Raw genomic sequence first — 22,940 nt, forward strand, 5'->3', positions numbered from 1 at the left:
TAGGACAATTGCGACCGCGCCGCCACCCTATTTCACAAGCGCCGCCGCTGCCGGTTTCACGGCAATCACCTCGATCTCGACCAGAAAGCCCGGCGCCGCCAATGCCGCCACCTGCACTGTGGCGCGCACCGGCCGGTTGGGCTGATCCGGCGTGCCGAAATGGCGCGAATAGGCCTTCATCATGCCGCCGAAATCCATCTTGCCGCCCTGCGCCGGATCACCGACCAGAAAGACATGCATGCTGACCACATCCTTGAAGTCGAGGCCCTGCGCCTGCAGCGTGGCGCGCAGCTTGGCCAGCACCGATTCCGTCTGTTCTTCCGTGGTGCCATAGGCGGCGATGCTGCCCTTCTCGGCCTCCGGATACGCCACATCGGGCACCATGCCGCTGAGATAGATCGTGGCATAGCCCGGCGGCACCACAACCGAACTGGCAATCGGCGAAGTCGGCGCCGGATAGCTGTATTGAACCGCTTGTGCATGGGCAGCGGGCGCCGCAAGTGCGAGGCCGGCGATCAGAACGGGGATACGGATCATGGTCTTCTCCTTAAACCTTAGTACTTTGGACGCGCTCGGCGATGCTGTTGACCACACGGTGCGCCGAGACGAACGCGCCCTGCTGCCATGACGAGACATAGCTCAGGTGATCGCCGGCGAACCAGATCGGGCCATCCGGCTGGTTCAGCAGGGCAAACGACTCCGGGTCCGTTTCGGCGATAAAGCTGGCCAGGCCCTGGCTGTAGGGAATCTGCGGCCAGTAGACAATGGTCGGCGCGGTCATCTGCCCCGATTGCCCCGGATGCAGACGCTCGATGGTCTCGCGGGCATAGGCGATCTGTTCCGGCATCGATCGCGACGCTGGCTTGTCGTCGAAGGCATAGCCGGCGATGAGGATACCGTTGGGCGACATCAGCCGGTCGGAGGGATACCAGGTGGCGAAGGTATCGCGGTCAGTAAAGCTCAGGCCGCCATAGATCTGGTGGTTGCTTTCCCAGAAGCGCGGCGACTGGAAGGCGATCTTGTAGCCGCCACTCATGCTGCCTTTCGTCTTGTCGATTGCCGCCTTGACCGGCCTGGAGAAATCGCCGTCGATCTTCGCCAGGGCCGGCGGCGGCAGGGTGCAGATGCAGTAATCGGCGGAAAGCACTTCCGGCTGGCCGGTCACGGTATCGAAATAGAAGATATCGACACCCGCCCGGCCCTTGCGGCTGGTTTTGCGGATGCGCTTCACCTCGCAGCCCTTGCGGATGATATTGCCGAGATGCGCCTCGAAAGCCATGGGGATTCGGTCCATGCCGCCGACCGGCTGCTGCATGGTGGCCTGGAAGTCGGCGATATCGGCGAAAGTCGCCACGGCCTGCACGAACGGATCGCCCACCACCGACAGAGGCAAGGGCGTGCCGATCTTCGGCGCCTGTCCGAACGAACCGGGGTCCTGGGCAAAGCCGATATTTTCCGAGCCTTCATAGACGAGGTTCTTGCTCAAACCGCCCCAGGTCGGCAGCACATCCATCAGACGGTCGCGATCGTCCTTCGACAGGGCGCCATCGAGCGCCCCGGCCTTGCCGACCTTGGCCACCAGTTCCGCCATATGGCCGCGATAGTCATAGACCGCCTGGCGCATCTCGATCGGCTTGCCGCCATTCAGCCGGTCGGCCTGAATGCGGGCCCGGCCGGTCCAGTTGATTTCGGTCTCGGTCAGAACCCCCAGTTCGCGGCAATAACCCAGTGTCGCCTGGTGGTGCGCCGGAATGCGTGCCGGACCGGCATTGAAGAACTGCCCCTCATCGAAGGCGCAGACCTGCTTCGTGCCATCGAGGAAATTGATCTCAGTGCCCTTGCGCACCGTCCAGTTACGGCCGCCGACACGATCGCGCGCCTCTAGGATCGTGACATCATAACCGGCCTTTTTCAGTTCATAGGCCGAGGCCAGGCCCGCCGGACCGGCTCCCAGAATCGCCACACGGATGCCGGCGCCCGAGCCCGGCGCCAGTTCGGGCATACCCGCCCAGGCCGCATTGCCCGTCATGCCCAGCGCGTGCAGCGCAGCATAGCCGCCGGCAAAGCCTGCCACTGCCGTGAACCGTGCCAGAATATCCCGCCTCGTTACCATGGTCAGCCCCTATTGTTTCACCAGAAACCGGACGATATCGCGGTTGCGAAGACCTGGATAGCGTCCTTAGCGACGATTTTTTGACAGTGGTATTTAGCTCAGCTCGAACGGCTCCAGACCGGCCAGACGCAGGGCCTTCGGTCGTTCGGGAATCTGGCGCGGGGTAATGCCGGCAACCTCATCGGCCACATGCTTGATATGGTCCGGCGTAGTACCGCAGCAGCCACCCAGTATATTGACTATGCCATCCTTCGCCCATTCGTGAAGCTCATGGGCGGTCTCGTGCGGCTGCTCGTCGTATTGGCCCATGGCGTTCGGCAGGCCGGCATTGGGATAGGCCGCCACCAGGCAATCGGCCACGCGCGCCAGTTCAGCAATATGCGGCCGCATCAGGTCGGCGCCCAGCGCGCAGTTGAAGCCCACGGCGAACGGCTTGGCATGGCGCACGCTGTTCCAGAAGGCCTCGGCGGTCTGACCGGAAAGGGTGCGGCCGGAGCGATCGGTGATGGTACCGGAAATCCAGATCGGCAGGGCTTCCTGGCCCTCGTCTTCGAGGTCGAGAATGGCCTTGATCGCCGCCTTGCAGTTCAGCGTGTCGGTGATGGTCTCGATCAGGTAGAGATCGACGCCTCCCTCATAGAGCGCGGCAATCTGCTCGCGATAGGCCTGATAGACCTGATCGAAGGTCACCAGCCGCGCACCGGGATCGTTCACGTCCGAAGACATGCTGAGCATCTTGTTGAGCGGACCGATGGACCCGGCGACGAAACGCGGCTTATGCGGTTCCTTTGCCGTCCACTCATCGGCCGCCTGGCGGGCGATCTTCGCGCCTTCGCGGTTGATATCGATGACCGATTGCAGGTCGAGGTGATAATCGTCCTGCGCGATGGTGGTGGCCGAGAAGGTGTTGGTCTCGGAGATATCGGCGCCAGCCGCATAATACTGGTGATGCAGGTCGGCGATGATATCCGGCCGCGTCAGGCACAGGATATCGTTATTGCCCTTCATCTGGCCCTTGTGGCCCTTGAAGCGCTCGCCGAGAAAGTCGGCCTCCTCCAGCCCGCGGCGCTGGATCATAACGCCCCACGAACCGTCCAAGATCAGGATGCGTTCCCTGGCGGCCGCTTTCAGGATTTCGATACGTTCGCTGCGAGTCATGCGGCTTGTTCCTTCAGTCCCAAAATCCGGCCGATGGCAAAGACCAGGTCGGCGCGGTTCAGCGTGTAAAAGTGGAAGTTCTCTACACCTTCGCGTTCCAGCCCCAAACACATTTCGACGGCCACAGCCGAGGCCAGCAGCTTGCGCGTCTCCGCGTCGTCGTCCAGCCCCTCGAACAGGCTTTCCAGCCAGGCGGGAATGGCGGCCTCGCAGGCGGCGGCCATGCGCCGCAGACCCTTGAAATTGGTCACCGGCATGATGCCCGGCGTCAGGTCGATCCGGATTCCGGCATCGGCCACGGCATCGCGATAACGCAGGAAGGTGGCCGGCTCGAAGAAGAACTGGCTGATGCCGCGCGTCGCCCCGGCGTCGACCTTCTGACGTAACACATCGAGATCGAAATCGAGCGACGGGCTTTGCGGATGCTTTTCCGGATAAACCCCGACACTGACCTCGAAATCGCCGATCCGCTTGATGGCGGCGGTCAGTTCGGTGGCGTTCTGGTAACCATCGGCGCGTGGCACATAATCACCGAATCCGGTCGGCGGATCGCCGCGCAGGGAAACGATGTGGCGCACACCGGCCTCCCAATAGGCACGGATCACCTCATCGACCTCCTCACGCGAGGCATCGACGCAGGTCAGGTGCGCGGCGGGCTTGAGATGCGTCTCGTCGAGGATGCGCTTGACCGTGCGGTGCGTGCGTTCTCGCGTCGAACCGCCGGCGCCATAGGTTACCGAGACGAACTCCGGATTGAGCGGCGCCAGACGGCGGATCGAGTCCCACAGGGTCGTTTCCATCTCTTCCGTCTTGGGCGGGAAGAATTCGAAGGACACTTTCAGGTTCTGGCCGCCGGCGGCGAGCGAGCGCGCAATGGGGGCCAGGTCGGTTTTCAAGCTGGGATTCAGCGTAGGGCTCATGGAGGTTTCTCAATTCGTGCCTGGTAAGGCAATTCAGGGGTCAGGCCTTGACGGCGAGCCAGATCTTGACGGTCAGGCCGGCCACCTTTGGCGGCAGCGATTTTGTGCTGTCCGCCGTTAGTCCGGCGGTATCGAACCAGCTGCGCATATCCTCGTCGAGCATGCCGAGCCGCCGGTGCTGGTACTGCTCGCGCATGATTTCAAGCGCGTGGTGCTCGAAATCGACGATCAGCAGCCGCCCACCGGGCTTCAGCAGGCGCGCCGCCTCGGCAATGGCCCGGCCGGGATCGGCCAGGAAGTGCAGCACCTGGTGAACGATCACCAGGTCCGCCGAGGCCGCGGGCAGGCGGGTATCGTAGATATCGCCATGGCGGAAATCGATGCCGTTCAGCTCGGCATCGAAGGCCTTGGAGCGCGCGATGTTGAGCATGTGCTGCGACAGATCGATGCCGACCGCCGACTGGCTGCGCGCGCCCAGCAGGGTCAGCATGCGGCCGGAGCCCGTGCCGAGATCGACCAGGGCGCCATAGGGCCGGTCGCCAAGCGTAGCGATGATCGCCGCCTCGACATCCGCCTCAGACACATAGTGGCTGCGAATCTCGTCCCACTTGGGTGCGATGGTTTCAAAATAACCTTCCGCCGACTTGCGCCGGCTCAGGCGCACGCGTTCTAGCTGACGCAGGTCCTCGGCAAAGGCGTCGTCCAGCGATCCCAGTATGACGTCGACCAGCGGCCGGACGGCCGGCGACGACGACAGCCGGTAAAAGACCCAGGCGCCGTCGGGGAAACGTTCGATCAGCCCGGCCTCGCTCATCAGCTTGAGGTGGCGGGAAATGCGTGGCTGGCTCTGCTCGAGGATCGACACCAGTTCCATGACCGACAGCTCTTCGCGCGCCAGCAGGCGCAACAGGCGCAGGCGCGTCGGCTCCCCCGCCGCCTTGAGCGCCTCAAGGAGGGTGTTGAAACCGGATAAGGGAGTATATGCGTCAGCCATATAATCATATAAAGATATCTTTATATGATTTTCAAGCTTTTTCTTGTTCACCGCACATTTTGGTGTGCGTCAGCATAACGCATGGCAATTTTCGCTGCCAGACCCCATTATCCATGCCCAATATATGAAAGAGGCTCTCATGAGAGACGGCGTCAGCCTTGGCAAGGCCCTGTTGCGCGGCCTGAACCGCAAATGCCCCTGCTGCGGCCGAGCATCGGCGTTTCGCGGCTATCTCAAGGTGGTCGACGCCTGCCCGGCCTGCCAAACGCCGCTCAGCCTCTACCCCACGGATGACGGTCCGGCCTATATCACCATTATCCTGATCGGCCACATCGTTATTGCGCCGGCCTTCATGTTCGGCTTTTTCTATGCTTATCCAGCCCAGGTACTGGTACCGGTGCTGGTCGGCGGCATCGGCGCGCTCACTCTCCTTGCCCTCCCCTTCATCAAGGGCGCCTTCCTTGGCCTGATGTGGTATCTCGGCCTGAAACAGGCGCGATAATACCGCACAAAACACCTTGACAAGTACTCCCTTGCGGCGCGAAATGTGCATCCATATTACGCGAAACAGGGAGTTGCGTCATGGCTCACAAGTTTGAAATCCGCAAGAACAAGGCCGGCGAATTCGTCGCCTATTTCACCTATAACGGCGAAAGCATCTGGTGGACCGAGGGCTACAGCTCCAAGGCTTCCGCCAAGAACGCCATCGAATCCGTGCTGAAGAACGGCCCGAACGCCGCTGTCGACGACCAGACGGACTAATCGGCAAAAGAAAAGGCGGTCTGCCAGCAGACCGCCTTTTCTCATATCGGTTTTATAGCCACTAAGGCCATAGGCTTAGGCCATGGTGATCGCATCCTGGATCAGGGCAATCGAGCCCTGGGATTCTTCGGTGCATTCCATGGACAGGCGGTCGATTTCTTCCTGGGCAAAACTGCGCATGAGCAGTGCTGCCTGGGGAGACAGGGCCATAAGGGTGCGGACCGAGGCGCGTGCCAGGGCCAGGGAGGCATCCACGTCAACCAGGTTGGCCGTGTCACGGGCCACTGCCAAGGCATAAAGACGCGAGGCCACATTCGGGGAGGAATTTGCCATCATTTTCTTTTTGGACATGGGTGAATACATACTCTACTGAGGCCCGAAACCAGAGGATGCAAAACACACACGACACATCCGGGCCGTACACAACGCATACGCTAAATTGAGTTATAATATAGCAAGGGATTGTGACGAAAACCAGCCGGGCCCCATATTACCCGCGCGCAGGCTCAAACCGTCATCCAATTGTTATACATCGAAAAATTGTATACGATGCGGGAAATAATCCAACCACAGCGTGTTGTGCGCAATTTTATTTCGCGATAGCGATACCATTCGTGAAAAAATTCTACACTTTGCAAATTTTTCGCGCCACAGGATATGCAAAAAGGCGACGAAAATGGCCAAAATATGGCCAAATTTCCACTAAAATGGCGCTTTTGAGCCCTATCCGAGCCGAAATACGTCCCCATCACCACAAATCGCGCAGGAAATATCGGTATCGGGCCATTCGGCAACCAAGTCGAGCACTCATTGCAAATTAATGCAAATCATTTTCACCCTGTGGGCAGTAAAAAGCCGCCCGGCGTCTACAGGGCGGCTCTTGTTTTGATACCGGCGCTCAGCCGATCTGAGCTTAGCCGATCTTTTGGGCCAGGCGCTCCTGACCGTCGCGGATCAGCTGCGCGGCCGCTTCGGGCTCGACCCAGCCGGTGACATTGGTGGTCTTGCCCTTTTCCAGATCCTTGTAGTGGGCAAAGAAGTGCGTGATCTGGTCGATCAGGATGGAAGGCATCTGGCGATAGCTCTGCACATTGGTGTAATAGGGGTGCAGCTTGTCGACCGGTACGGCCAGGATCTTCTCGTCACGGCCGGCTTCGTCTTCCATGATCAGCGCGCCGATCGGGCGCACGCGGATAACCACGCCCGGATAGACCGGGGTCGGGCCGACCACCATGACGTCGCACGGATCGCCGTCATCGGCCAGGGTGTGCGGGATGAAGCCGTAATTACCCGGATAGTACATCGAGGTATAGAGGAAGCGGTCGACGAACAGGGCGCCGGAATCCTTGTCCATCTCATACTTCACCGGCATGCCGCCCTGCGGGATTTCGATGACCGCATGAACATCCCACGGCGCGTTCGGACCAACGGAGATTTTATCAATATTCATTGTGCAACTTTGATCTTGAGCAAAAAAGGTGCGCTTTCATAAGCGTTGCCCCCTGTTCGCACAAGCGAAGAAAGGTAAATTCGCCAATCTTTGTGACAAATTACATGACGAAGTCTGACAAAGACTCTTATATGGTGTCGTCAAAAGCCACATCTTCGCTTTAACAGGCACCTGAATGTCTATCCTTAACACCCTGATCCACGCGGCTCAGGAAAGCCCGCTCGATATCGCCGGCCTCGTCATCTTCGTCTTCTGCTGGCTCGGTTACGAGCCCTTCCTGCGCCGGATCGCCAAGAGCAGTGGCCTGATCGCCAGGGATCTGAGCGTCGTGCGCCGGGCCTGGATGAAGGAAATGACCGTCCGGGATATCAAGCTGTTCGATTCGAACCTGATGGCCCACGCCGTCAATTCGGCCACCAACTTTTCGTCGGCCAACCTGCTGCTGATCGCCGCCGTGGCCGGCGTGCTGTTCGGCGGCCACCTGCCGCTCAAGTCGCTGACCTCCCTCGGCCTCGAAGTCTCCTCCACCCAGCTTTTCCAGATTAAGCTGGCCCTGGTCCTGGTCTGCCTGTCGCGCGGCCTGCTCGATTTCATCTGGTCACTGCGTCAGATGAACTATTGCGCTGCCGCCATGGGCTCCCTGCCGGAAAACATGGACGAGGACCTCGCCGCCGAATTCACCAACGCCATCACCAATATCCTCGAACCGGCCATGACCAGTTTCTCCCAGGGGGTGCGCGCCTATTATTTCTCGCTGGCCGCCGCCGCCTGGCTATGGGGCCCCACCTACCTGGCCATAGCCAGCATCGGCGCTGTGGTCCTGCTGGGCTGGCGTCAATCACGATCGCAATCGGCCCGAGGCCTGCGCCGTCTGCGCGAGTTACTGGAAGCGCACCCTTACCCTACGGCACCCAAGCCGCTCGACCCCAGTGTGCAGTCCCGCAAGAAAAATATCGCACCGCACAATTCACAAAGCGGATACTGATCTTCCCGCTTCCTTACAAAACCTGAGCTTCAAAGCAACTGTAACGATACGTGATCGATTTATCAGATAATGAACCTTGCATTTTTTCGCATCGCAAACTAAATTGAGCTTGTTCGGCGCTTTTCAGCGCTGATGCCCTTCCTGGGCGTTTCCTCCCTGTAAACTGGCCGCGCCGTTGAGCGCGGCTTTTTTTTGGCCCGCACTTGGTAACGCAAAGTTCACGGAACCGTTACCTTAAAAGGCTTTCAGTTTTTCGGTCAGGGTCTGGAAGACCGGCTTGAGACGGTCCGCACCGGAATGCAGGGTCAGGCTTGCCTCGTCCATATAGAGGGCGCGATTGATCTCGATCTGCAGGGCTTCGATGCCGGCACCGGGCTTTCCATATGCCTCGACAATATAGCCGCCGGCAAAGGGCCGGTTCAGCCCGACCCGCAGCCCGGCCGCCTCAAGCACGCCCCTCACCTGCCGCACCAGCCCCTCCGAACAGGTTTCCCCGTGGCGGTTGCCCAGCACGATATCGGGCTTTGCTTCTCCGGCACGAAACTGGTTGAGCGCCGCGCTCGGCATGGAATGCCAGTCGACCAGCACCACCGGTCCTGCTCGCCTCGCCTCTGCCAGCAGGCCCTTCAGCGCCTCATGGTAAGGACGGTGAATCAGATCGAGGCGCCGGTTGACCTCCGGCATGTCGAGCGGCTGGCGATAGATATCCTCTTCCGCGCTCAGACGCCGCGCAATCACGCCAAAACCGGCCTTTACGCGCGCGCTGAGCGACAGGGCCGCCCGCGGCAGGTCGCCCCGGATCAGCCGCGCATCCAGCTCCAGCGCATTGCGGTTGACGTCGCAGAAGGCGCGGGCATAGCGGCTGACAATACCGTAGACGCCGGTATCGGGCGTAACGGCCACCAGTTCGTCGACAAAGGCATCCTCACTGACGCGCAGGCCTTCCGGAGTCTGGCGCGCCTCGGCGATGAAACTGTCCGGATAATACCGCCCGCTGTGTGGCAGGCTGTAGACGAGCCGGCTCGCTCCCTGCGGCCGGATGAGAATCGGCGCATGCGCAGCGGTGTGGACAAGGTGCCAGGGGACGGGAGAGGTCTCTGTCATATAAACACTTTAGTAGGACATTCCTGTCACGTCTTCACCCCTAATTTACACTCGCCCCGCAAAGATGATGACTTCTGCGTCAGGGCGGATATGATAGGCAAGCCTGGGGGTTTTTTAAATGACCGAACCGATGAAGAAAATTCTCCTTGCCGAAGATGAGGATTCCGTCCGCAGCTTCCTCTCCCGCGCCCTGCAGCGCGCCGGCTATGATGTCATCAGCTGCGCGGATGGCGACACCGCCATACTGGCGCTCGATCAGGGCCCCTATGATCTTCTGCTGACCGATATCGTCATGCCCGGCGCCGATGGCATCGAGGTGGCCAAGCGCGCCGCCCAGCGCCAGCCGGAACTCAAGATCATGTTCATTACCGGCTTCGCCGCCGTGGCGCTCAATGCCCAGAAGGCCTCGCCCAATGCCAAGGTGCTGGAAAAGCCGGTGCATCTGCGCGAGATCGTCACCGAAGTCGAACGCCTGATCGCGGCCTGATAGAGACGTTCCGTCTCAATCAGGCATTTTGCTTAAGATGTACCTCGCAACGGCTCGGGCGCGCAGTCGCGCTTGCCAAATGTCATGCGGACATTTGGAGATTTCTTATATCTATGAAAGCGTTTGATCGGGAATCAGACCGTTTTTCACTTTTCCCCGAAAAAAGTGATTGCAGCGCTTGCTAAGCGGCAAACGCTTGGCTATACACCCGGCTCCGGTTCAACCGGGTCTCGTGAAGATGGGCGCTTAGCTCAGCGGGAGAGCACTACCTTGACATGGTAGGGGTCACAGGTTCAATCCCTGTAGCGCCCACCATCTTCACAACAAAAACGCCGGACCTGATTTCAGGCCGGCGTTTTTTGTTTTCCGTATCTGCGCTCGCCCTTACTGGGCCGACGCGTAGGTGTCGGCCAGATCGGAGGCCTGACGCATATCGGCTTCGCTGAGCAGGTGATTGCCGTCCATGGTCTTCATCAGATTCTCGCCGTCCGGATCGCCGTCACCGGCGGCCAGCAGCGCCCAGGCATAGGCCTTGACCTTGTCCTGCGGCACGTTCTCTCCGGCATAATAGAACCCGGCCATGCGGCTCTGCGCCAGCGGGAAGCCCTGCCTTGCCGAGGCCTCGATCAGGGCCAGCCCCTTGGCGGCATCCTTTTCGCCCCCCTTGCCGACAATGTACATATTGCCGAGATTATAGCGCGCCGGGGCATTGCCCTGATCGGCCGCCTTCTGATACCAGGCGCGCGCCTGCACCGGATCGGCCAGAACGCCCTGCCCCAGTTCGTACATGGTGCCGACATTGAACTGGGCGATGTCATAGCCCTGTTCAGCCGCCTTCAGGTACCAGGAAAAGGCTGTCATCAGGTCGGCCGTCACGCCCAGCCCGTTATCATAGGCGACGCCGAGATTGTATTCGGCCCCGACATAGCCCTGTTCAGCGGCAATGCGCGTCCAGCGCAGGGCTTCCTTGTAATCGACCGGCACCACGTCATAGCCCTTGGCATACATCAGGGCCAGCTCGGTCTGGGCCTCCGGATTGCCGGCATTGGCCGCCTTCTTGTACCATTCGAAGGCCTGTGCGTAGTCCTGGCCGATGCCGTTGCCGGTGAAATAATCGTCGGCCAACCGCACCTGTGCGTCAATATCGCCCGCCGCCGCCTGGAGCTGGAGCGTCGCCATGTCCTGAGTCTCGGCCTTGACGTTCTGATCAGCCACTGCCTGCGGGCTCTGGACACCTGAGGTTTGGGCCAGCACCGGTGAAGACAGCACCATCAGGGCCGCCGCCAGACTGAGAGGAAGGTAAGGTTTCATGACGCGTTTCGCCCGCTTGTTCGATCTGGCGATTATATGGCTGGCTATACCCGTTTCTGCCAGTATTGACGCATCGTCAATTTTGCGTCGCAGCACTATTGCCACGCACCTGCGACATCAGGGCCACAGTTTCAGCGGCTTTTGACGCGTTTCAGGCCGGATATAATCGTAAACCGCCAGCCCGGCATTCGGATCGCTGAAGGTGCGCCAACTGGTTTCGGCGATGGCGATTCCCGCATCGTGGCGGCCATCGCGCCAGTGCTCTTCCAGAGACGCACGCCAGAACTCATAATCCTTGGACTGGATTTCACGGCGATTGGCGCGATTGATGATGTGGACGAGGCTGACCCGACCGCCATAGAGATCCGCCGGCTGGCGGCTGCCGCAGATGGTTTCCAGCACTTCGGGCGCCACATGCTTCGCCAGTTCGCGAATAGCGTGGCGCAGGCGGTATTTTTCAAGAAAGGCATCGGTATTCAGCCGGGTACGGCTGGAATAGGTGATGTCCTTCATCCGCTCCTGTACATCATCCATATTGCCTGGCTCCGGCCCTTCGGCGCTGAACAGGTCGATCTGGAAGATCAGGGTGTCCTTCGCCACCCCGGCATCGAGCACATAGGAGAGCGGCGTATTGGAGACCAGGCCGCCATCCCAATAGGCCTCGCCATCGATATGCACAGCTGGGAAGCCCGGTGGCAGGGCAGCGCTGGCCATGACATGCTCGGGGCCGATCTGGCGATCGCGGTTATCGAAATAGACGAAATTACCGGTTTTGACATGAACCGCGCCCAGACTCAGACGCATCGCGCCGGTATTAATGCGGTCGAAATCGACGTGGCGCAACAGCGTTTCGCGCAAGGGGGCTGTGTCATAGAAGCTGGTCGCTTCCGGTGTGCCCGGCTGATTGAACCATGGTGGCAGGAACCATGGCCGGTAGAAGTTCTGCACCCCGGCCATCAGACTGATCAGGCCGCTCATCTGGCGGAAGGTATAGTCGCTGACATCATGCTTCTTGGCCACGGTCTCGCCGGGCACGGTGGTCGCTATATCCTTCCAGAACTGGCGCAGGTGAGAAATACGGTGTTCCGGTGCATTGCCGGCGATGATGGCGGCATTGATCGCGCCGATCGAAATGCCGGCCACCCAGTCGGGCTCCACCTTGTTTTCATGCAGGATTTCATAGGCCCCGGCCTGATAGGCGCCGAGTGCGCCGCCCCCCTGGAGCACCAGAACGGTCTGGTCATAGGCGGCGGTCAGGCGTTCAGCCTTCGTTTCCAACGTGGTTTTCTCAAAGGACATGGCGTAAAAAATCCCGACCTCAACAAATGAAACCGGGATTTATATTGCGCCGCAATATGATTATTTCAAGGCCGCCTCAGCTTAAACCATAGACAACGCAGGATTTCGCCTCAAGTCTTTGCAAAGGCGGTGTCTGGATAAAGGGATTCTGCAAGGCTTTGGCTTCAATATCCTCGGCAGAACCGGGCGCATAGTCCTGCCCCATAACCATAGGCGCCGGTGGTGGCGGTGGAGAAGCCATTCTCGCCTGAATCCCCTGTTTATAATCCACTTCCTGCGCCTGAGTATTATCGTATGAACCATCCGGTGTCCGCGCCAGAATATCGGTTTCGCAGGCACGCCCCGTGGGATCGATCACCTTGATGCCCCCCAGCTTCCCCCCAGCCGCCGTCGCCGATTGCAGGGCGCGGTTATGCGCATCCTTGGTGGCCTCGGTATAGAGCCAGGTATTGGTGTCATTATCCGGCTGGAGATAGAAATTGATCGGGGTGGATGAGGTCGGGGCCGCCGCCAGCACCAAGGCATAAGCCCGTTCCAGCAGGTCCGTGTCGCGCACCTCGACCGACAGATTCAGCGACACCTGATACTTCTCGATCTTGTCGCCGCGCTGGTCCTCGATACGATTGCCGTTCTTGTCGCGATACTGCTCGTAAAGCGCGCGCATGGAAAAGCTGGTGCTGATGCGGACCTTGTCCTTGCCGAGCTTGTCGAGCGCCTGGTTCAGCCCCTTTGTCTGGGCAATGGCCAGGGCCTGCGCCTTTTCCGCCGTATCGGCCACGGTCAGGAAGGTGGCGGAGAAATTGGCGCGATTGGCCGGGATTTCGGTAAAGACGTAACCCGTCTGGGTGATGACGCTTTCCTTCATCCACCAGGGTGCCTTATCGTAAGGCGAAGCTTGTGGCGCTGCGGTCTGGGCCGAAGCGATACCGGAAATGAAAAAGCCGGCCGCCGCCGTTAAAAACAGAATTTTACGCATAATAACCCTCCCTGATATATCACGTTGGATACACTAAGCGGATGGCTTGCGGCAAAACTGAGACCGCCAGAATTTAAACCTAGGGCTTCCACCTCAGATCCAGCGTGTGCGGATAGTCCGGATTTATCACCAGCGGTGGAATCTTGACCTTGCCGGCCGTGTGGGTCGGGGCCTCGAAACGTGACAGGCGGCGGCCTTCCGCCTCGTTTTCATTGAGCGGCAGGGTATCGTAATTGCGCCCGCCGGGGTGCATGACATGGTATTTGCAGCCGCCGAGCGACCTTTGCAGCCGGGTATCCAGCACATCGAACTTCAGCGGCGTATTGATCGGCAGGTTGGGGTGCAGGGAGGACCACGGGTTCCACGCCTTGTAACGGATGCCCGCCACCTGGATATTGCCGTCACGCGTCGCCGTCAGCGGCAGGCGCAGGCCGTTGCAGGTCACGACATGCTGCGAGGACACCGCCCCCTTCAGCCGGATCTCCATCCGCTCGACCGAGCTGTCCACCCCGCGCGAGGTGCCGCCGCCGCTCTGTTCCTCGCCCATCACCGGCCAGGGTTCCAGCGCGTTCTTCAGTTCCAGAGTCAGGTCGCCGATCTGTACGGTGCCGACCGTCGGAAAACGGAAATCGAAGAAGGGAATGAACCAGTCCGGCGAGAAGGCAAAACCATTGCCGCGTAAGTAGCCCAGCACCTCCATCAAATCCTCATGGACGTAATGGCCGAGCATGAAACGGTCATGCAACTGCGTGCCCCAGCGCACCAGCGGCGCGGTATAGGGTGTCTGCCAGAAGGTCGCCACCAGAGCCCGGATCAGCAGGGCCTGGATCAGGTTCATCTGCGGATGTGGCGACATCTCGAAGCCGCGCATTTCCAGCAGGCCGAGGCGGCCGCGGTCGCTGTCCGGCGAATAGAGCTTGTCGATGCAGAACTCGGCGCGGTGCGTATTGCCAGTCAGGTCGACCAGCAGGTTGCGCAGCAGGCGATCGACCAGCCAGGGCGAGACCTCCCCGCCAACCGGAATGGACTTGAGCGCGATTTCCAGCTCATACAGACTCTCGTGGCGCGCCTCGTCGATGCGCGGCGCCTGAGACGTCGGCCCGATATAGAGGCCGGAAAAGAGATAGCTGAGCGAGGGATGGTTCTGCCAGAAGCGGATCATCGAGGCCAGTACGTCCGGCCGGCGCAGGAAGGGCGAATCTTCCGGCTTTGAGGCGCCCATGACGATATGGTTGCCACCGCCGGTGCCGACACGCTTGCCGTCGATCATGAACTTGTCGGCAACCAGGCGCGCCTGGGTCGCCTCCTCATAGACCGTGGTGACGATGTTTTTCAGTTCCGGCCAGGAGCGCGCTGGCTGGATATTGACCTCGATGACGCCGGGATCGGGCGTAACCGACATGCTCTCCACGCGATGATCGCGCGGCGGTGAATAGCCTTCGATGATGACTGGCAGCTTGAGCGATGCGGCCACGGCTTCGATGGCGTGGATCAGGTCGAGATAGTGCTCGATATAGGTCAGCGGCGGCAGGAACAGGAACAGCTTGCCCTGACGCACCTCCGCACAGATGGCGGAGCGGATCAGGCCATTGGGAGCAGAATCTCCGCCCTTGCGAGCTTCTTGGCGAAGCAGGGGGGGAGAAGCAAAGTAATCACCCACCGTCTTTTCCGCATCCGCCAGCGCGTCCGTCTCGGCAAAGGGTGAGCGCGGCGGAAACAGGTGCTCATCCACCAGGGCCTGATCGACATACGGCAGCGCGCCGAGCGGCAAGCGCAGGCCGACCGGCGAATCCCCAGGTATCAGCATCATCTTCTCGGTGCGGAATTTCCACGCATTGCTGATCCACGCATTGGTCTTGGCCGAGAAGGCCAGCGGCAGGACATAGCCCGTGGGCTTGCCGACATTCTCATCCAGTTTCGCCTGCAGGCGCTTGCGCTCGGCGGCCTCAAACACATCCGCCTTGAGCATTTCGCCTTCCAGCGGGATGCGTTGTTCCTTCCAGAGCAGGTAGGGAATATCCTCATAAGCGGACAAGACATGTTCGCCACCGACGCCCAGCACATCCGCCAGTTTGTCAAGAAACGCGCCCGCCACCGGCGGCTTGAGGCCGCTTTTGGCCTCCGGATCTGCCAGCAGGGCCGGATCGAGCCAGATCGGCTGACCATCATGTCGCCAGTACATGTTCATCGCCCAACGCGGCAGAATTTCCCCCGGATACCATTTGCCCTGCGCGTGCTGCGCCAGGGCGCCATTGGCAAACCGTCCTGACAGCCGCTGGAACAGGTCGTAGCCCAGCTTTTTCTTGGCATCGGAAAGCGCCGAGAAGTGCCACTCGTCGCCCAGTCGGTCATCGAGCGACACAAAGGTCGGCTCGCCGCCCATGGTCAGGCGCACATCCTGCGCTTCAAGCTTCTTATCGACCTTGCCACCGAGCGCATCGATATCCGCCCATTCGGCCTCCGAATAGGGCCGGGTGACGCGGCGGCTTTCATAGATGCGCGTCACGCTCATCTCGTGGGCGAAGGTCGATTCCGCCTGTTCATGCGCCCCGCTGATCGGGGCGGCCGAGGTCGGGTTGGGCGCGCAGCACAGCGGGATATGCCCCTCGCCGGTAAACATGCCGGAGGTGGCGTCAAGCCCGATCCAGCCGGCGCCCGGCAGATAGACTTCATACCAGGCGTGCAGGTCGGTGACATCCTCCGAAACGCCCGAAGGCCCGTCGAGCGAGGCGACATCGGCCTTGAGCTGGATCGAATAGCCGGAGACGAAACGCGTCGCCAGCCCCTTGTGGCGCAGCACCTGGCAGGCCAGCCAGGCCATGTCGCGGCAAGATCCCTGCAGCAGGTTGAGCGTCTCAGCCGGGGTCTGCACGCCCGGCGCCATGCGCAGGGTATAGTTCAGGTCGCTGTTGAGCTTCTGGTTGAAGGCGACGAGGAAATCGACTGTGCCCATCGGTTCGTCGGAGATGGAGGCCACATAGTCCATCAGGACCGGGTCGGTGTCCTTGATCTCCAGATAAGGCGCCAGCTCGTCCTTCAAGGAATCGTCATAGGTGAAGGGAAACTTCGTCGCCGACTCTTCCAGAAAAAAGTCGAATGGATTGAAGACCTTGATCTCCAGCACCAGATCGACCGTCACCTTGAAGCTTGAAGTCTTTTCCGGGAAGACGATGCGCGCCAGCCAGTTGCCGAAAGGATCCTGCTGCCAGTTGATGAAGTGGTTGGCCGGCTCGACCTTCAGCGCATAGGACTGGACATGCGCCCGTGTGTGCGGCGCCGGACGGAGACGAATGACCTGCGGCCCCAGGGTGATCGGACGATCATAGCGATAATCCGAAACATGGTGCAGTGCAGCCAGAATACTCATCGAACCCCTTCCGCAGATACTCTAATTGACTGTTTCTGTGACGCTGTAACAACCCCCGTTACGGAATCACAAAAAAAGTGTCATCAAGCCGTCTTTAAGACTAGACAGTGGCAATTTTAAAAAGTCTAGTTGCATTGCAATATGGGAAACAATTTCTTTGAGCGCGATTTCGAGTGACATCCTGGCTTTCAGTTTCGACGGTTTGAGTTCGCCGGCGATCGACCTTAAGTTCCGCAAGGCGGGGGTCAAGGGTGAGCACACACTGGGCTGGGGCCTGACCTGGTATCCGGGCGATACCAAGGCCGCCATCGTGGCGAAGGACCCATCGGCGCGCGATACCCGTTCTCTTCACGGCGCCATGCACGACTGGGACAGCTTCCGTTCCACCGTCTTCTTCTGCAAGGTGCGCGGCGCCGCTTCCGGCTATACCCATTTAGAGACCCAGCCCTTCTCGCGCAGCTTTGCCGGCCAGGACTGGGTATTCATGCACAATGGCGATCTCGACAAGACCGCCATGCAGAAGCTGCATTTCAACAAGTCGATCTTCCTCGAACCCATGGGCCGCACGGATTCCGAACTGGCCTTCTGTTTCCTGCTCGGCAAGGTGCAGGATTACGGCGCCCGCAGCCTGGCCGATGTCGATCATCAGGTGCTTTTGAGCTGGTTCCTGCAGCTGGATGACATGGGCAGCGCCGACATGGTGATCTCGGACGGCACCAGTGTGGCCGCCTTCTACGGTTCCCAGTCGGAAACCCATATGTATTACGGTCGCCTGGCGCCCCCGCATGGCGAGCGTGGCTATCATTCCGACTCGGCCTCCTTTGCGCTCAACAATCCGCGCGATACCTTCCGCACCGCCATGGTCTTCTGCTCCTCGCCGTTCCGCGAAGGCGACTGGAAGCCGATGCAGAAAGGCCAGCTGATTATCGCCCGCCGCGGCGCCATGGTCTGGACCAACAAGAAGGAAGGCAAGACCGCCCCGGCGCAGCAGCCGATCCACGAACAGGAAGGTCACCTGCAGGGCGCCCGCACCGTGCAGCCCAACCTGTTCGCCGATCAGCAGGCACAGGCGCAGCAGCTCTCCATCCTGCAGTCGCTGCAGCAGATGAAGACGGTGCAGCACAATATCCTCAATGCCCGCTCCCTGACCCATTCGCCCGACGGCTCCCCCCTCACCTACCGGCTTTATGACGTCGTCCACTCGACCGAATATTCATACGAACAGGAGGTCGAGCACTCGACGCACAGCTTCCGCCTGATGCCGATGGAGGATGCCCTGCAGGAGGTGGTGAACTGCACGCTCAGCATCTCGGCCGAAGGCGAGGACATGCGGTTCGAGGATGTTTTCGGCAACCAGACCATCCACTACAGCATCATCAAGCCCTACAAGAAGCTGACCATTTCCTGCCGCTCCCTGGTTAAGATCTATGGCCGCTCGCCGGACGACTTTTCACCGGAAAAGCGCCAGCACTTCATTCCGCTCTCCCTGATGCCTTGGCAGCAGGTGATGATGGAACCCTATCTGCGCTCACCGGAACTGCCTGAGACCCAGATCCAGGAACTGCTGATCTATGCCATGAGCTTCGCCGAGCGCAACGGCCGGCATCTGCTGGACACGCTGAACGACATCAACCAGACCATCTATCGCGATTTCCGCTACGTGCCGGGCTCGACCTCGCTGAAGACGACACCGTTCGATGTCTATGCCTCGCGCGAGGGCGTCTGCCAGGACTTCGCCAATCTCTTCATCTGCCTCGCGCGCCTTCTGGGTGTGCCGGCCCGCTATCGCGTCGGCTACGTTTTCACCGGCGCCGATTACGAGAACAAGATGCAGTCCGATGCCAGCCATGCCTGGGTGGAGATCTATATTCCCTACCTCGGCTGGCGCGGCTTCGATCCCACCAACGGCATACTGGTGACGCAGGATCATATTCGCGTCGCCTGCGGCCGGAACTACCTGGACGCCACACCCACGGCAGGCACGATCTATCGTGGCGGGGCCAAGGAAACGCTGCGGGTCCAGGTCACGATGAATGAGGTTTTCAGTTAAGTAAACGAACAGCCTCATGTCCGCGTATTCTGGGCCTGAGGCACTCCATATACCGGACGAGTAAAGTGACGCTAGAGACGTACAAGACCGATGGCTTCTATGACGAGCTTTTTGCCGACAACGGCGTGGCCCATCCCAGCGCCCGCCCTCTGGTCGAGCAACTCGATACCCTCTCGCGACCGGAACTGAAACGCCGGCAGAAACTGGCCGAAGACATCCTTTACCAGTCGGGCAATACCTTCAATGTCTATGGCGACAAGAAGGGCACCGAGAAGATCCTGCCGTTCGACATCATCCCGCGCATGGTCTCAGGCGCCGACTGGGCCCGGCTGGAGCGCGGCATCGCCCAGCGCATTACCGCGCTCAATCTCTTCATCCAGGACATCTATAACGATCAGAAGATCCTCAAGGACAAGGTCATTCCGTCCGAGCTGATCTTCTCATCGGCCTGCTATCTTAAGCCATGCGAGGGCCTGAAACCGCCGAAAGGCGTCTGGACCCATATTTCCGGCACCGATTTCGTGCGCGATGGCGACGGCGAGTTCTACGTTCTGGAAGACAATCTGCGCTGTCCGTCGGGGATTTCCTACGTGCTGGAAAACCGCGCTGTGCTCAAGCGCATCCTTCCGGCCGCCTTCCACACCCTGAAGATCCGCCCGGTTTCGGATTATGGCGACCATCTCTACAAGACGCTGAAGCACATCGCGCCGCATGGGAAAGACGATCCCAATATCATCGTGCTGACTCCCGGCATCTATAATTCCGCCTATTTCGAGCACGCCTACCTGGCGCAGCAGATGGGCGTGCCGCTGGCGCAGGGTTCTGATCTCCTGGTCGAGGACGACAAGGTCTTCATGCGCACCACCGAAGGCCTGCGCCAGGTCGATGTCATCTACCGTCGTATCGACGATGAATTCATCGATCCGCAGATTTTCAAGCCGGAATCCCTGCTGGGCGTGCCCGGCATCATGACCGCCTATCGCAAAGGCAATGTGGCACTCGCCAATGCCCCCGGCACCGGCATAGCCGACGACAAGGCGATCTATGCCTATGTGCCGCGCATCATCAAATACTATCTCGGCGAGGACGCCATCTCGCACAACGTGCCGACCTATATCTGCGAGGACGACAAGGATCGCGAACACGTGCTTGCCAATCTCGACAAGCTGGTGGTCAAGGCGGTCAATCTCTCCGGTGGCTACGGCATGCTGATCGGTCCCAAGAGCACCAAGGCCGAACAGAAGGAATTTGCCGAGCGTATCAAGGCCAAGCCACGCGAGTACATCGCCCAGCCAACCCTGTCCCTTTCCCGCGCCCCGACCCTGATCGGCAACAGTATCGAAGGTCGGCACGTCGATTTCCGTCCCTATTCGCTCTATGGCGAAGAGATATTCACCCTGCCGGGGGGGCTGACCCGCGTGGCGCTCAAGAAAGGTTCGCTGGTGGTCAATTCCAGCCAGGGCGGTGGGTCAAAAGATACCTGGGTACTCGAAGACGAAACGGGAGCGAACTGATATGCTGAGCCGTGTCGCCAACTCCATCTACTGGATGGCCCGTTACCTCGAACGCGCCGACTGCGTCGCCCGCTTTATCGACGTCAATACCCACCTGATGCTCGACCTCGCCCTCGATCAGAACGCGGCGCAGTGGTATCCGCTGATCGCCACCTCCGGCGACGACGAGGATTTCAACCAACGCTACAAGCAGGCCGATGAACGTGCCGTGGTCAAGTTCATGACCTTCGACCAGAAAAATCCCAATTCGATCCTGCAATCCATCTTCCGCGCACGCGAAAACGCCCGCACGGTGCGCGAGGTCATTCCGGTTGAGATGTGGGAAAAAATCAACGAAATCTACCACCTGACCCAGAGCCAGAGCCGTAAACGCAGCGTGGCCGACCTACAGGACTATTACCGCGAAATCCGCCAGTCCGGCCACCTGTTCACCGGCCTGATGCACAACACCATGAGCCGTGACATGGGCTGGCAGTTCGCCCATATGGGCCAGATGCTGGAACGTGCCGACAAGACCGCCCGTCTGCTCGACGTCAAATATTTCCTGCTGCTGCCGCATAATGATGTCTGGAAGGATAGCGCCTATGACGCCGTCCAGTGGGGCGCCGTACTGAAATCGGTCAATGCGCTGGAAATGTACCGCCAGCAGTTCCACACCATCAATTACAAGGACGTGACGCAGTTCCTGCTGTTTTCGAAGGCCTTCCCGCGATCGGTACTGTTCTGCCTCGATGCTGCCGCCGCCGCCCTCGACACCCTGACAGGTGACAAGACGGTGCCGCAAAAGGCCAGCCAGGAAATGGGCGTCCTGTGCCGAAGCATTCATGATTCGGATGCCAGCCACATCATTTCCGCCGGCCTGCATGAATTCATCGATATCTTCCAGGCCAATCTCAACCTGGTCGATGAAGCCATCTATGAAAGTTATTTCGAGGTCTAGATTACGCAGGTTTAAGCTTACAATCGACGACAATACATCCTATAGCTTTATTACAGAACAACTTGCCTTGAATATGCGACGGGAATAGCATAAACGAGGCCAGCCTTGCGCCACCAGGCCGGTAACTGCCTGAAATAACAAGGCCTAATAACAAGAACGCTCCGGAATGCCGCAGGTAAGTCCCCCGGAGACGAAAAGACGCTTACCTGCCCCGGAGGGGTTTATACATGGGTGTTTACGATTGGGATGCTTTCGACCGGGAAACCGGCAACCGGGGGACCTTCCGCGCCGAAGCCAGGGCACGCTCCCTGGGCGACTCCCTTTCAGGCACCAATCTCGAACGCGCCGGCGACCATAACCAGCGCGTCACCCTGCAAGCTATCCGCGCCGCCGGCGGTCCCATCACTCGTGCTGACATCGTCAACCTGACCGGCCTGACCGCCCCGGCCATCGCCAATATCACCAAACGCCTGCTGAATGACGGCATGATCCTCAAGGCCGGACGCCAGCTCGGCGGCCGCGGCCAGCCCGCCACCAAGCTGGTGGTCAATCCGGACGGTGCCTTCTCCATCGGGCTCAATATCGACCGCGACCATATCGCCATCGTGGCGCTCGATTTTGTCGGCAATGTGCGCGCCCGCGTCTGCCGCGAGATCCACTTCGCCATGCCGGAAGACGTGGTCGCCTTCTTTCGGGCCGAAGTCGACAAGATCGTCGCCGACAAGGCCATCGACATGAGCCGCCTCATGGGCATCGGCATCGGCATCCCCGACGATCTCGGCCGCGTCCCCGTCGCCAACCGGCCGGACGCCTACCAGGTGTGGTCGGAGATCGATGTCGCCGCCCTGTTCGGCGAAGTGCTGCCGGTGCCGGTCTATGTCGAAAACGACGCCGCCGCCGCCGCCATCGGCGAAATGCAGTTCGGCCATGGGCTGAGGTATCGCAGCTTTGTCTATACCATCATCAGCGCCGGCCTCGGCGGCGGTCTGGTCATTGACGGCCACTATTATCGCGGCGCCGATGGCCGCTCCGGCGAAATCGGCTTCCTGCCGGTGCGTGATGAGGCCGGCCAGTCACATTCGCTGGAAGACATGGTGTCGCTCTATTCGCTGTACGACTATCTGCGCCGGGCGGGATTCGACGTCTCGACGCCGGAGGACCTGGAAAACCTGAGCCCGTCGGGCCGGGTGCGCCTGTCGGCCTGGCTGGATCGCGCCGCCGATCACCTGCTCACCCCCTTCATGGTCATGAGCTGCGCCATCAATCCGGAAGCCCATTTCATCGGCGGCCGCATGCCGGCCATCTATATCGAAGAACTGTGCACCCGACTGAACAGCCGCTTCGAAACCTATCGCAGCCGCATAAAGACCCTGGCACCGATCAAGCGCGCCGAGCTGGCCACGGATGCCGCCGCGCGTGGCGCTGGCATCCTGCCCTTCAACGACCGCTTCCTGCCGATCCGCGAAGCCCTGATGAAGACGAACTGATAATGGGAAAATTGTGGCTCATC

At 60.1% G+C, this 22,940-nt stretch carries 20 protein-coding genes and 1 tRNA gene; 9 read left to right on the forward strand and 12 right to left on the reverse strand.

Annotated elements, in window-relative coordinates; all coding sequences use genetic code 11:
- Positions 1 to 27: 27 nt before the first annotated feature.
- From QM647_RS01190 to QM647_RS01210, 5 genes are all read right to left on the reverse strand, one after another.
- Positions 28 to 537 carry a RidA family protein gene (locus QM647_RS01190; protein ID WP_414993638.1) on the reverse strand — a complete coding sequence of 170 codons (510 nt, stop codon included), beginning with the start codon at positions 535 to 537 and terminating at the stop codon, positions 28 to 30.
- Between the two features lie 10 nt (positions 538 to 547).
- Positions 548 to 2,113 carry a flavin monoamine oxidase family protein gene (locus tag QM647_RS01195; RefSeq protein ID WP_414993639.1) on the reverse strand — a complete coding sequence of 522 codons (1,566 nt, stop codon included), beginning with the start codon at positions 2,111 to 2,113 and terminating at the stop codon, positions 548 to 550.
- Positions 2,114 to 2,206: 93 nt separating this feature from the next.
- A complete protein-coding gene (locus tag QM647_RS01200; RefSeq protein WP_414993640.1) occupies positions 2,207 to 3,271 on the reverse strand; it encodes a homocysteine S-methyltransferase family protein in 1,065 nt (354 codons plus the stop codon).
- Positions 3,268 to 4,191, reverse strand: a complete 924-nt coding sequence (gene metF / locus QM647_RS01205) for a methylenetetrahydrofolate reductase [NAD(P)H] (protein WP_414993641.1) — start codon at positions 4,189 to 4,191, stop codon at positions 3,268 to 3,270. The genes QM647_RS01200 and metF overlap by 4 nt, the downstream gene beginning before the upstream one ends.
- 40 nt (positions 4,192 to 4,231) lie before the next feature.
- Entirely contained in the window at positions 4,232 to 5,185 is a 954-nt protein-coding gene (locus QM647_RS01210) for an ArsR/SmtB family transcription factor (protein WP_414993642.1), read from the reverse strand.
- Positions 5,186 to 5,324: 139 nt separating this feature from the next.
- Here QM647_RS01210 and QM647_RS01215 point away from each other — a divergent pair, with 139 nt between their 5' ends.
- A complete protein-coding gene (locus QM647_RS01215) occupies positions 5,325 to 5,687 on the forward strand; it encodes a DUF983 domain-containing protein (protein ID WP_414993643.1) in 363 nt (120 codons plus the stop codon).
- Positions 5,688 to 5,767: 80 nt separating this feature from the next.
- A complete protein-coding gene (locus QM647_RS01220; protein ID WP_414993644.1) occupies positions 5,768 to 5,947 on the forward strand; it encodes a YegP family protein in 180 nt (59 codons plus the stop codon).
- A gap of 75 nt (positions 5,948 to 6,022) precedes the next feature.
- Here QM647_RS01220 and QM647_RS01225 read toward each other — a convergent pair whose 3' ends face one another.
- Together QM647_RS01225 and ppa are read right to left on the reverse strand one after the other, a co-directional pair.
- Positions 6,023 to 6,280, reverse strand: coding sequence for a hypothetical protein (locus tag QM647_RS01225; RefSeq protein ID WP_414993645.1), 258 nt, complete (start codon positions 6,278 to 6,280; stop codon positions 6,023 to 6,025).
- A 580-nt stretch (positions 6,281 to 6,860) separates the two neighbouring features.
- Positions 6,861 to 7,397, reverse strand: a complete 537-nt coding sequence (gene ppa / locus QM647_RS01230) for an inorganic diphosphatase (RefSeq protein WP_414993646.1) — start codon at positions 7,395 to 7,397, stop codon at positions 6,861 to 6,863.
- A gap of 175 nt (positions 7,398 to 7,572) precedes the next feature.
- Between ppa and QM647_RS01235 the strand changes: the two genes are divergently transcribed.
- The gene (locus QM647_RS01235; protein WP_414993647.1) at positions 7,573 to 8,382 is read left to right on the forward strand and encodes a DUF599 domain-containing protein; all 810 of its coding nucleotides are present in this window, start codon (positions 7,573 to 7,575) and stop codon (positions 8,380 to 8,382) included.
- Between the two features lie 234 nt (positions 8,383 to 8,616).
- On the opposite strand, the gene QM647_RS01240 is transcribed toward QM647_RS01235, so the two are convergent.
- Entirely contained in the window at positions 8,617 to 9,486 is an 870-nt protein-coding gene (locus QM647_RS01240; RefSeq protein ID WP_414993648.1) for an N-formylglutamate amidohydrolase, read from the reverse strand.
- Between the two features lie 130 nt (positions 9,487 to 9,616).
- On the opposite strand from QM647_RS01240, the gene QM647_RS01245 reads away from it, so the two are divergent.
- Together QM647_RS01245 and QM647_RS01250 are read left to right on the forward strand one after the other, a co-directional pair.
- Positions 9,617 to 9,973, forward strand: coding sequence for a response regulator (locus QM647_RS01245; RefSeq protein ID WP_414994549.1), 357 nt, complete (start codon positions 9,617 to 9,619; stop codon positions 9,971 to 9,973).
- Positions 9,974 to 10,213: 240 nt separating this feature from the next.
- Positions 10,214 to 10,288: transfer RNA gene (locus QM647_RS01250), tRNA-Val, on the forward strand.
- Between the two features lie 69 nt (positions 10,289 to 10,357).
- Here QM647_RS01250 and QM647_RS01255 read toward each other — a convergent pair.
- The 4 genes from QM647_RS01255 to QM647_RS01270 all read right to left on the reverse strand — a co-directional run bounded on the left by QM647_RS01255 (position 10,358) and on the right by QM647_RS01270 (position 16,926).
- On the reverse strand, positions 10,358 to 11,284 hold the full coding sequence (locus QM647_RS01255; protein WP_414993649.1) for an SEL1-like repeat protein: 927 nt from the start codon (positions 11,282 to 11,284) through the stop codon (positions 10,358 to 10,360).
- Between the two features lie 117 nt (positions 11,285 to 11,401).
- Positions 11,402 to 12,583 carry a patatin-like phospholipase family protein gene (locus QM647_RS01260; protein ID WP_414993650.1) on the reverse strand — a complete coding sequence of 394 codons (1,182 nt, stop codon included), beginning with the start codon at positions 12,581 to 12,583 and terminating at the stop codon, positions 11,402 to 11,404.
- A gap of 76 nt (positions 12,584 to 12,659) precedes the next feature.
- Positions 12,660 to 13,559, reverse strand: a complete 900-nt coding sequence (locus QM647_RS01265) for an SIMPL domain-containing protein (protein WP_414993651.1) — start codon at positions 13,557 to 13,559, stop codon at positions 12,660 to 12,662.
- Positions 13,560 to 13,638: 79 nt separating this feature from the next.
- Positions 13,639 to 16,926, reverse strand: coding sequence for a DUF2126 domain-containing protein (locus QM647_RS01270; protein ID WP_414993652.1), 3,288 nt, complete (start codon positions 16,924 to 16,926; stop codon positions 13,639 to 13,641).
- 157 nt (positions 16,927 to 17,083) lie between these two features.
- Between QM647_RS01270 and QM647_RS01275 the strand changes: the two genes are divergently transcribed.
- The 4 genes from QM647_RS01275 to QM647_RS01290 all read left to right on the forward strand — a co-directional run bounded on the left by QM647_RS01275 (position 17,084) and on the right by QM647_RS01290 (position 22,917).
- Positions 17,084 to 18,976: a class II glutamine amidotransferase gene (locus tag QM647_RS01275; protein WP_414993653.1), complete on the forward strand. Its 1,893-nt coding sequence runs from the start codon at positions 17,084 to 17,086 to the stop codon at positions 18,974 to 18,976.
- 65 nt (positions 18,977 to 19,041) lie between these two features.
- Positions 19,042 to 20,490: a circularly permuted type 2 ATP-grasp protein gene (locus QM647_RS01280; protein WP_414993654.1), complete on the forward strand. Its 1,449-nt coding sequence runs from the start codon at positions 19,042 to 19,044 to the stop codon at positions 20,488 to 20,490.
- 1 nt (position 20,491) lies between these two features.
- Entirely contained in the window at positions 20,492 to 21,430 is a 939-nt protein-coding gene (locus QM647_RS01285) for an alpha-E domain-containing protein (RefSeq protein ID WP_414993655.1), read from the forward strand.
- Positions 21,431 to 21,657: 227 nt separating this feature from the next.
- Positions 21,658 to 22,917, forward strand: a complete 1,260-nt coding sequence (locus QM647_RS01290; RefSeq protein ID WP_414993656.1) for an ROK family protein — start codon at positions 21,658 to 21,660, stop codon at positions 22,915 to 22,917.
- The last annotated feature ends 23 nt before the right edge of the window (positions 22,918 to 22,940 follow it).

It is taken from the genome of Asticcacaulis sp., from assembly GCF_047605585.1.
GTDB lineage: Bacteria > Pseudomonadota > Alphaproteobacteria > Caulobacterales > Caulobacteraceae > Asticcacaulis.

What these genes read in the sequence shown, in the direction of transcription:
- QM647_RS01190 (WP_414993638.1), bottom strand. Translation starts at nt 537, where the DNA reads ATGATCCGTATCCCCGTTCTGATCGCCGGCCTCGCACTTGCGGCGCCC.
- QM647_RS01195 (WP_414993639.1), bottom strand. Translation starts at nt 2,113, where the DNA reads ATGGTAACGAGGCGGGATATTCTGGCACGGTTCACGGCAGTGGCAGGC.
- QM647_RS01200 (WP_414993640.1), bottom strand. Translation starts at nt 3,271, where the DNA reads ATGACTCGCAGCGAACGTATCGAAATCCTGAAAGCGGCCGCCAGGGAA.
- metF (WP_414993641.1), bottom strand. Translation starts at nt 4,191, where the DNA reads ATGAGCCCTACGCTGAATCCCAGCTTGAAAACCGACCTGGCCCCCATT.
- QM647_RS01210 (WP_414993642.1), bottom strand. Translation starts at nt 5,185, where the DNA reads ATGGCTGACGCATATACTCCCTTATCCGGTTTCAACACCCTCCTTGAG.
- QM647_RS01215 (WP_414993643.1), top strand. Translation starts at nt 5,325, where the DNA reads ATGAGAGACGGCGTCAGCCTTGGCAAGGCCCTGTTGCGCGGCCTGAAC.
- QM647_RS01220 (WP_414993644.1), top strand. Translation starts at nt 5,768, where the DNA reads ATGGCTCACAAGTTTGAAATCCGCAAGAACAAGGCCGGCGAATTCGTC.
- QM647_RS01225 (WP_414993645.1), bottom strand. Translation starts at nt 6,280, where the DNA reads ATGGCAAATTCCTCCCCGAATGTGGCCTCGCGTCTTTATGCCTTGGCA.
- ppa (WP_414993646.1), bottom strand. Translation starts at nt 7,397, where the DNA reads ATGAATATTGATAAAATCTCCGTTGGTCCGAACGCGCCGTGGGATGTT.
- QM647_RS01235 (WP_414993647.1), top strand. Translation starts at nt 7,573, where the DNA reads ATGTCTATCCTTAACACCCTGATCCACGCGGCTCAGGAAAGCCCGCTC.
- QM647_RS01240 (WP_414993648.1), bottom strand. Translation starts at nt 9,486, where the DNA reads ATGACAGAGACCTCTCCCGTCCCCTGGCACCTTGTCCACACCGCTGCG.
- QM647_RS01245 (WP_414994549.1), top strand. Translation starts at nt 9,617, where the DNA reads ATGAAGAAAATTCTCCTTGCCGAAGATGAGGATTCCGTCCGCAGCTTC.
- QM647_RS01255 (WP_414993649.1), bottom strand. Translation starts at nt 11,284, where the DNA reads ATGAAACCTTACCTTCCTCTCAGTCTGGCGGCGGCCCTGATGGTGCTG.
- QM647_RS01260 (WP_414993650.1), bottom strand. Translation starts at nt 12,583, where the DNA reads ATGTCCTTTGAGAAAACCACGTTGGAAACGAAGGCTGAACGCCTGACC.
- QM647_RS01265 (WP_414993651.1), bottom strand. Translation starts at nt 13,559, where the DNA reads ATGCGTAAAATTCTGTTTTTAACGGCGGCGGCCGGCTTTTTCATTTCC.
- QM647_RS01270 (WP_414993652.1), bottom strand. Translation starts at nt 16,926, where the DNA reads ATGAGTATTCTGGCTGCACTGCACCATGTTTCGGATTATCGCTATGAT.
- QM647_RS01285 (WP_414993655.1), top strand. Translation starts at nt 20,492, where the DNA reads ATGCTGAGCCGTGTCGCCAACTCCATCTACTGGATGGCCCGTTACCTC.
- QM647_RS01290 (WP_414993656.1), top strand. Translation starts at nt 21,658, where the DNA reads ATGGGTGTTTACGATTGGGATGCTTTCGACCGGGAAACCGGCAACCGG.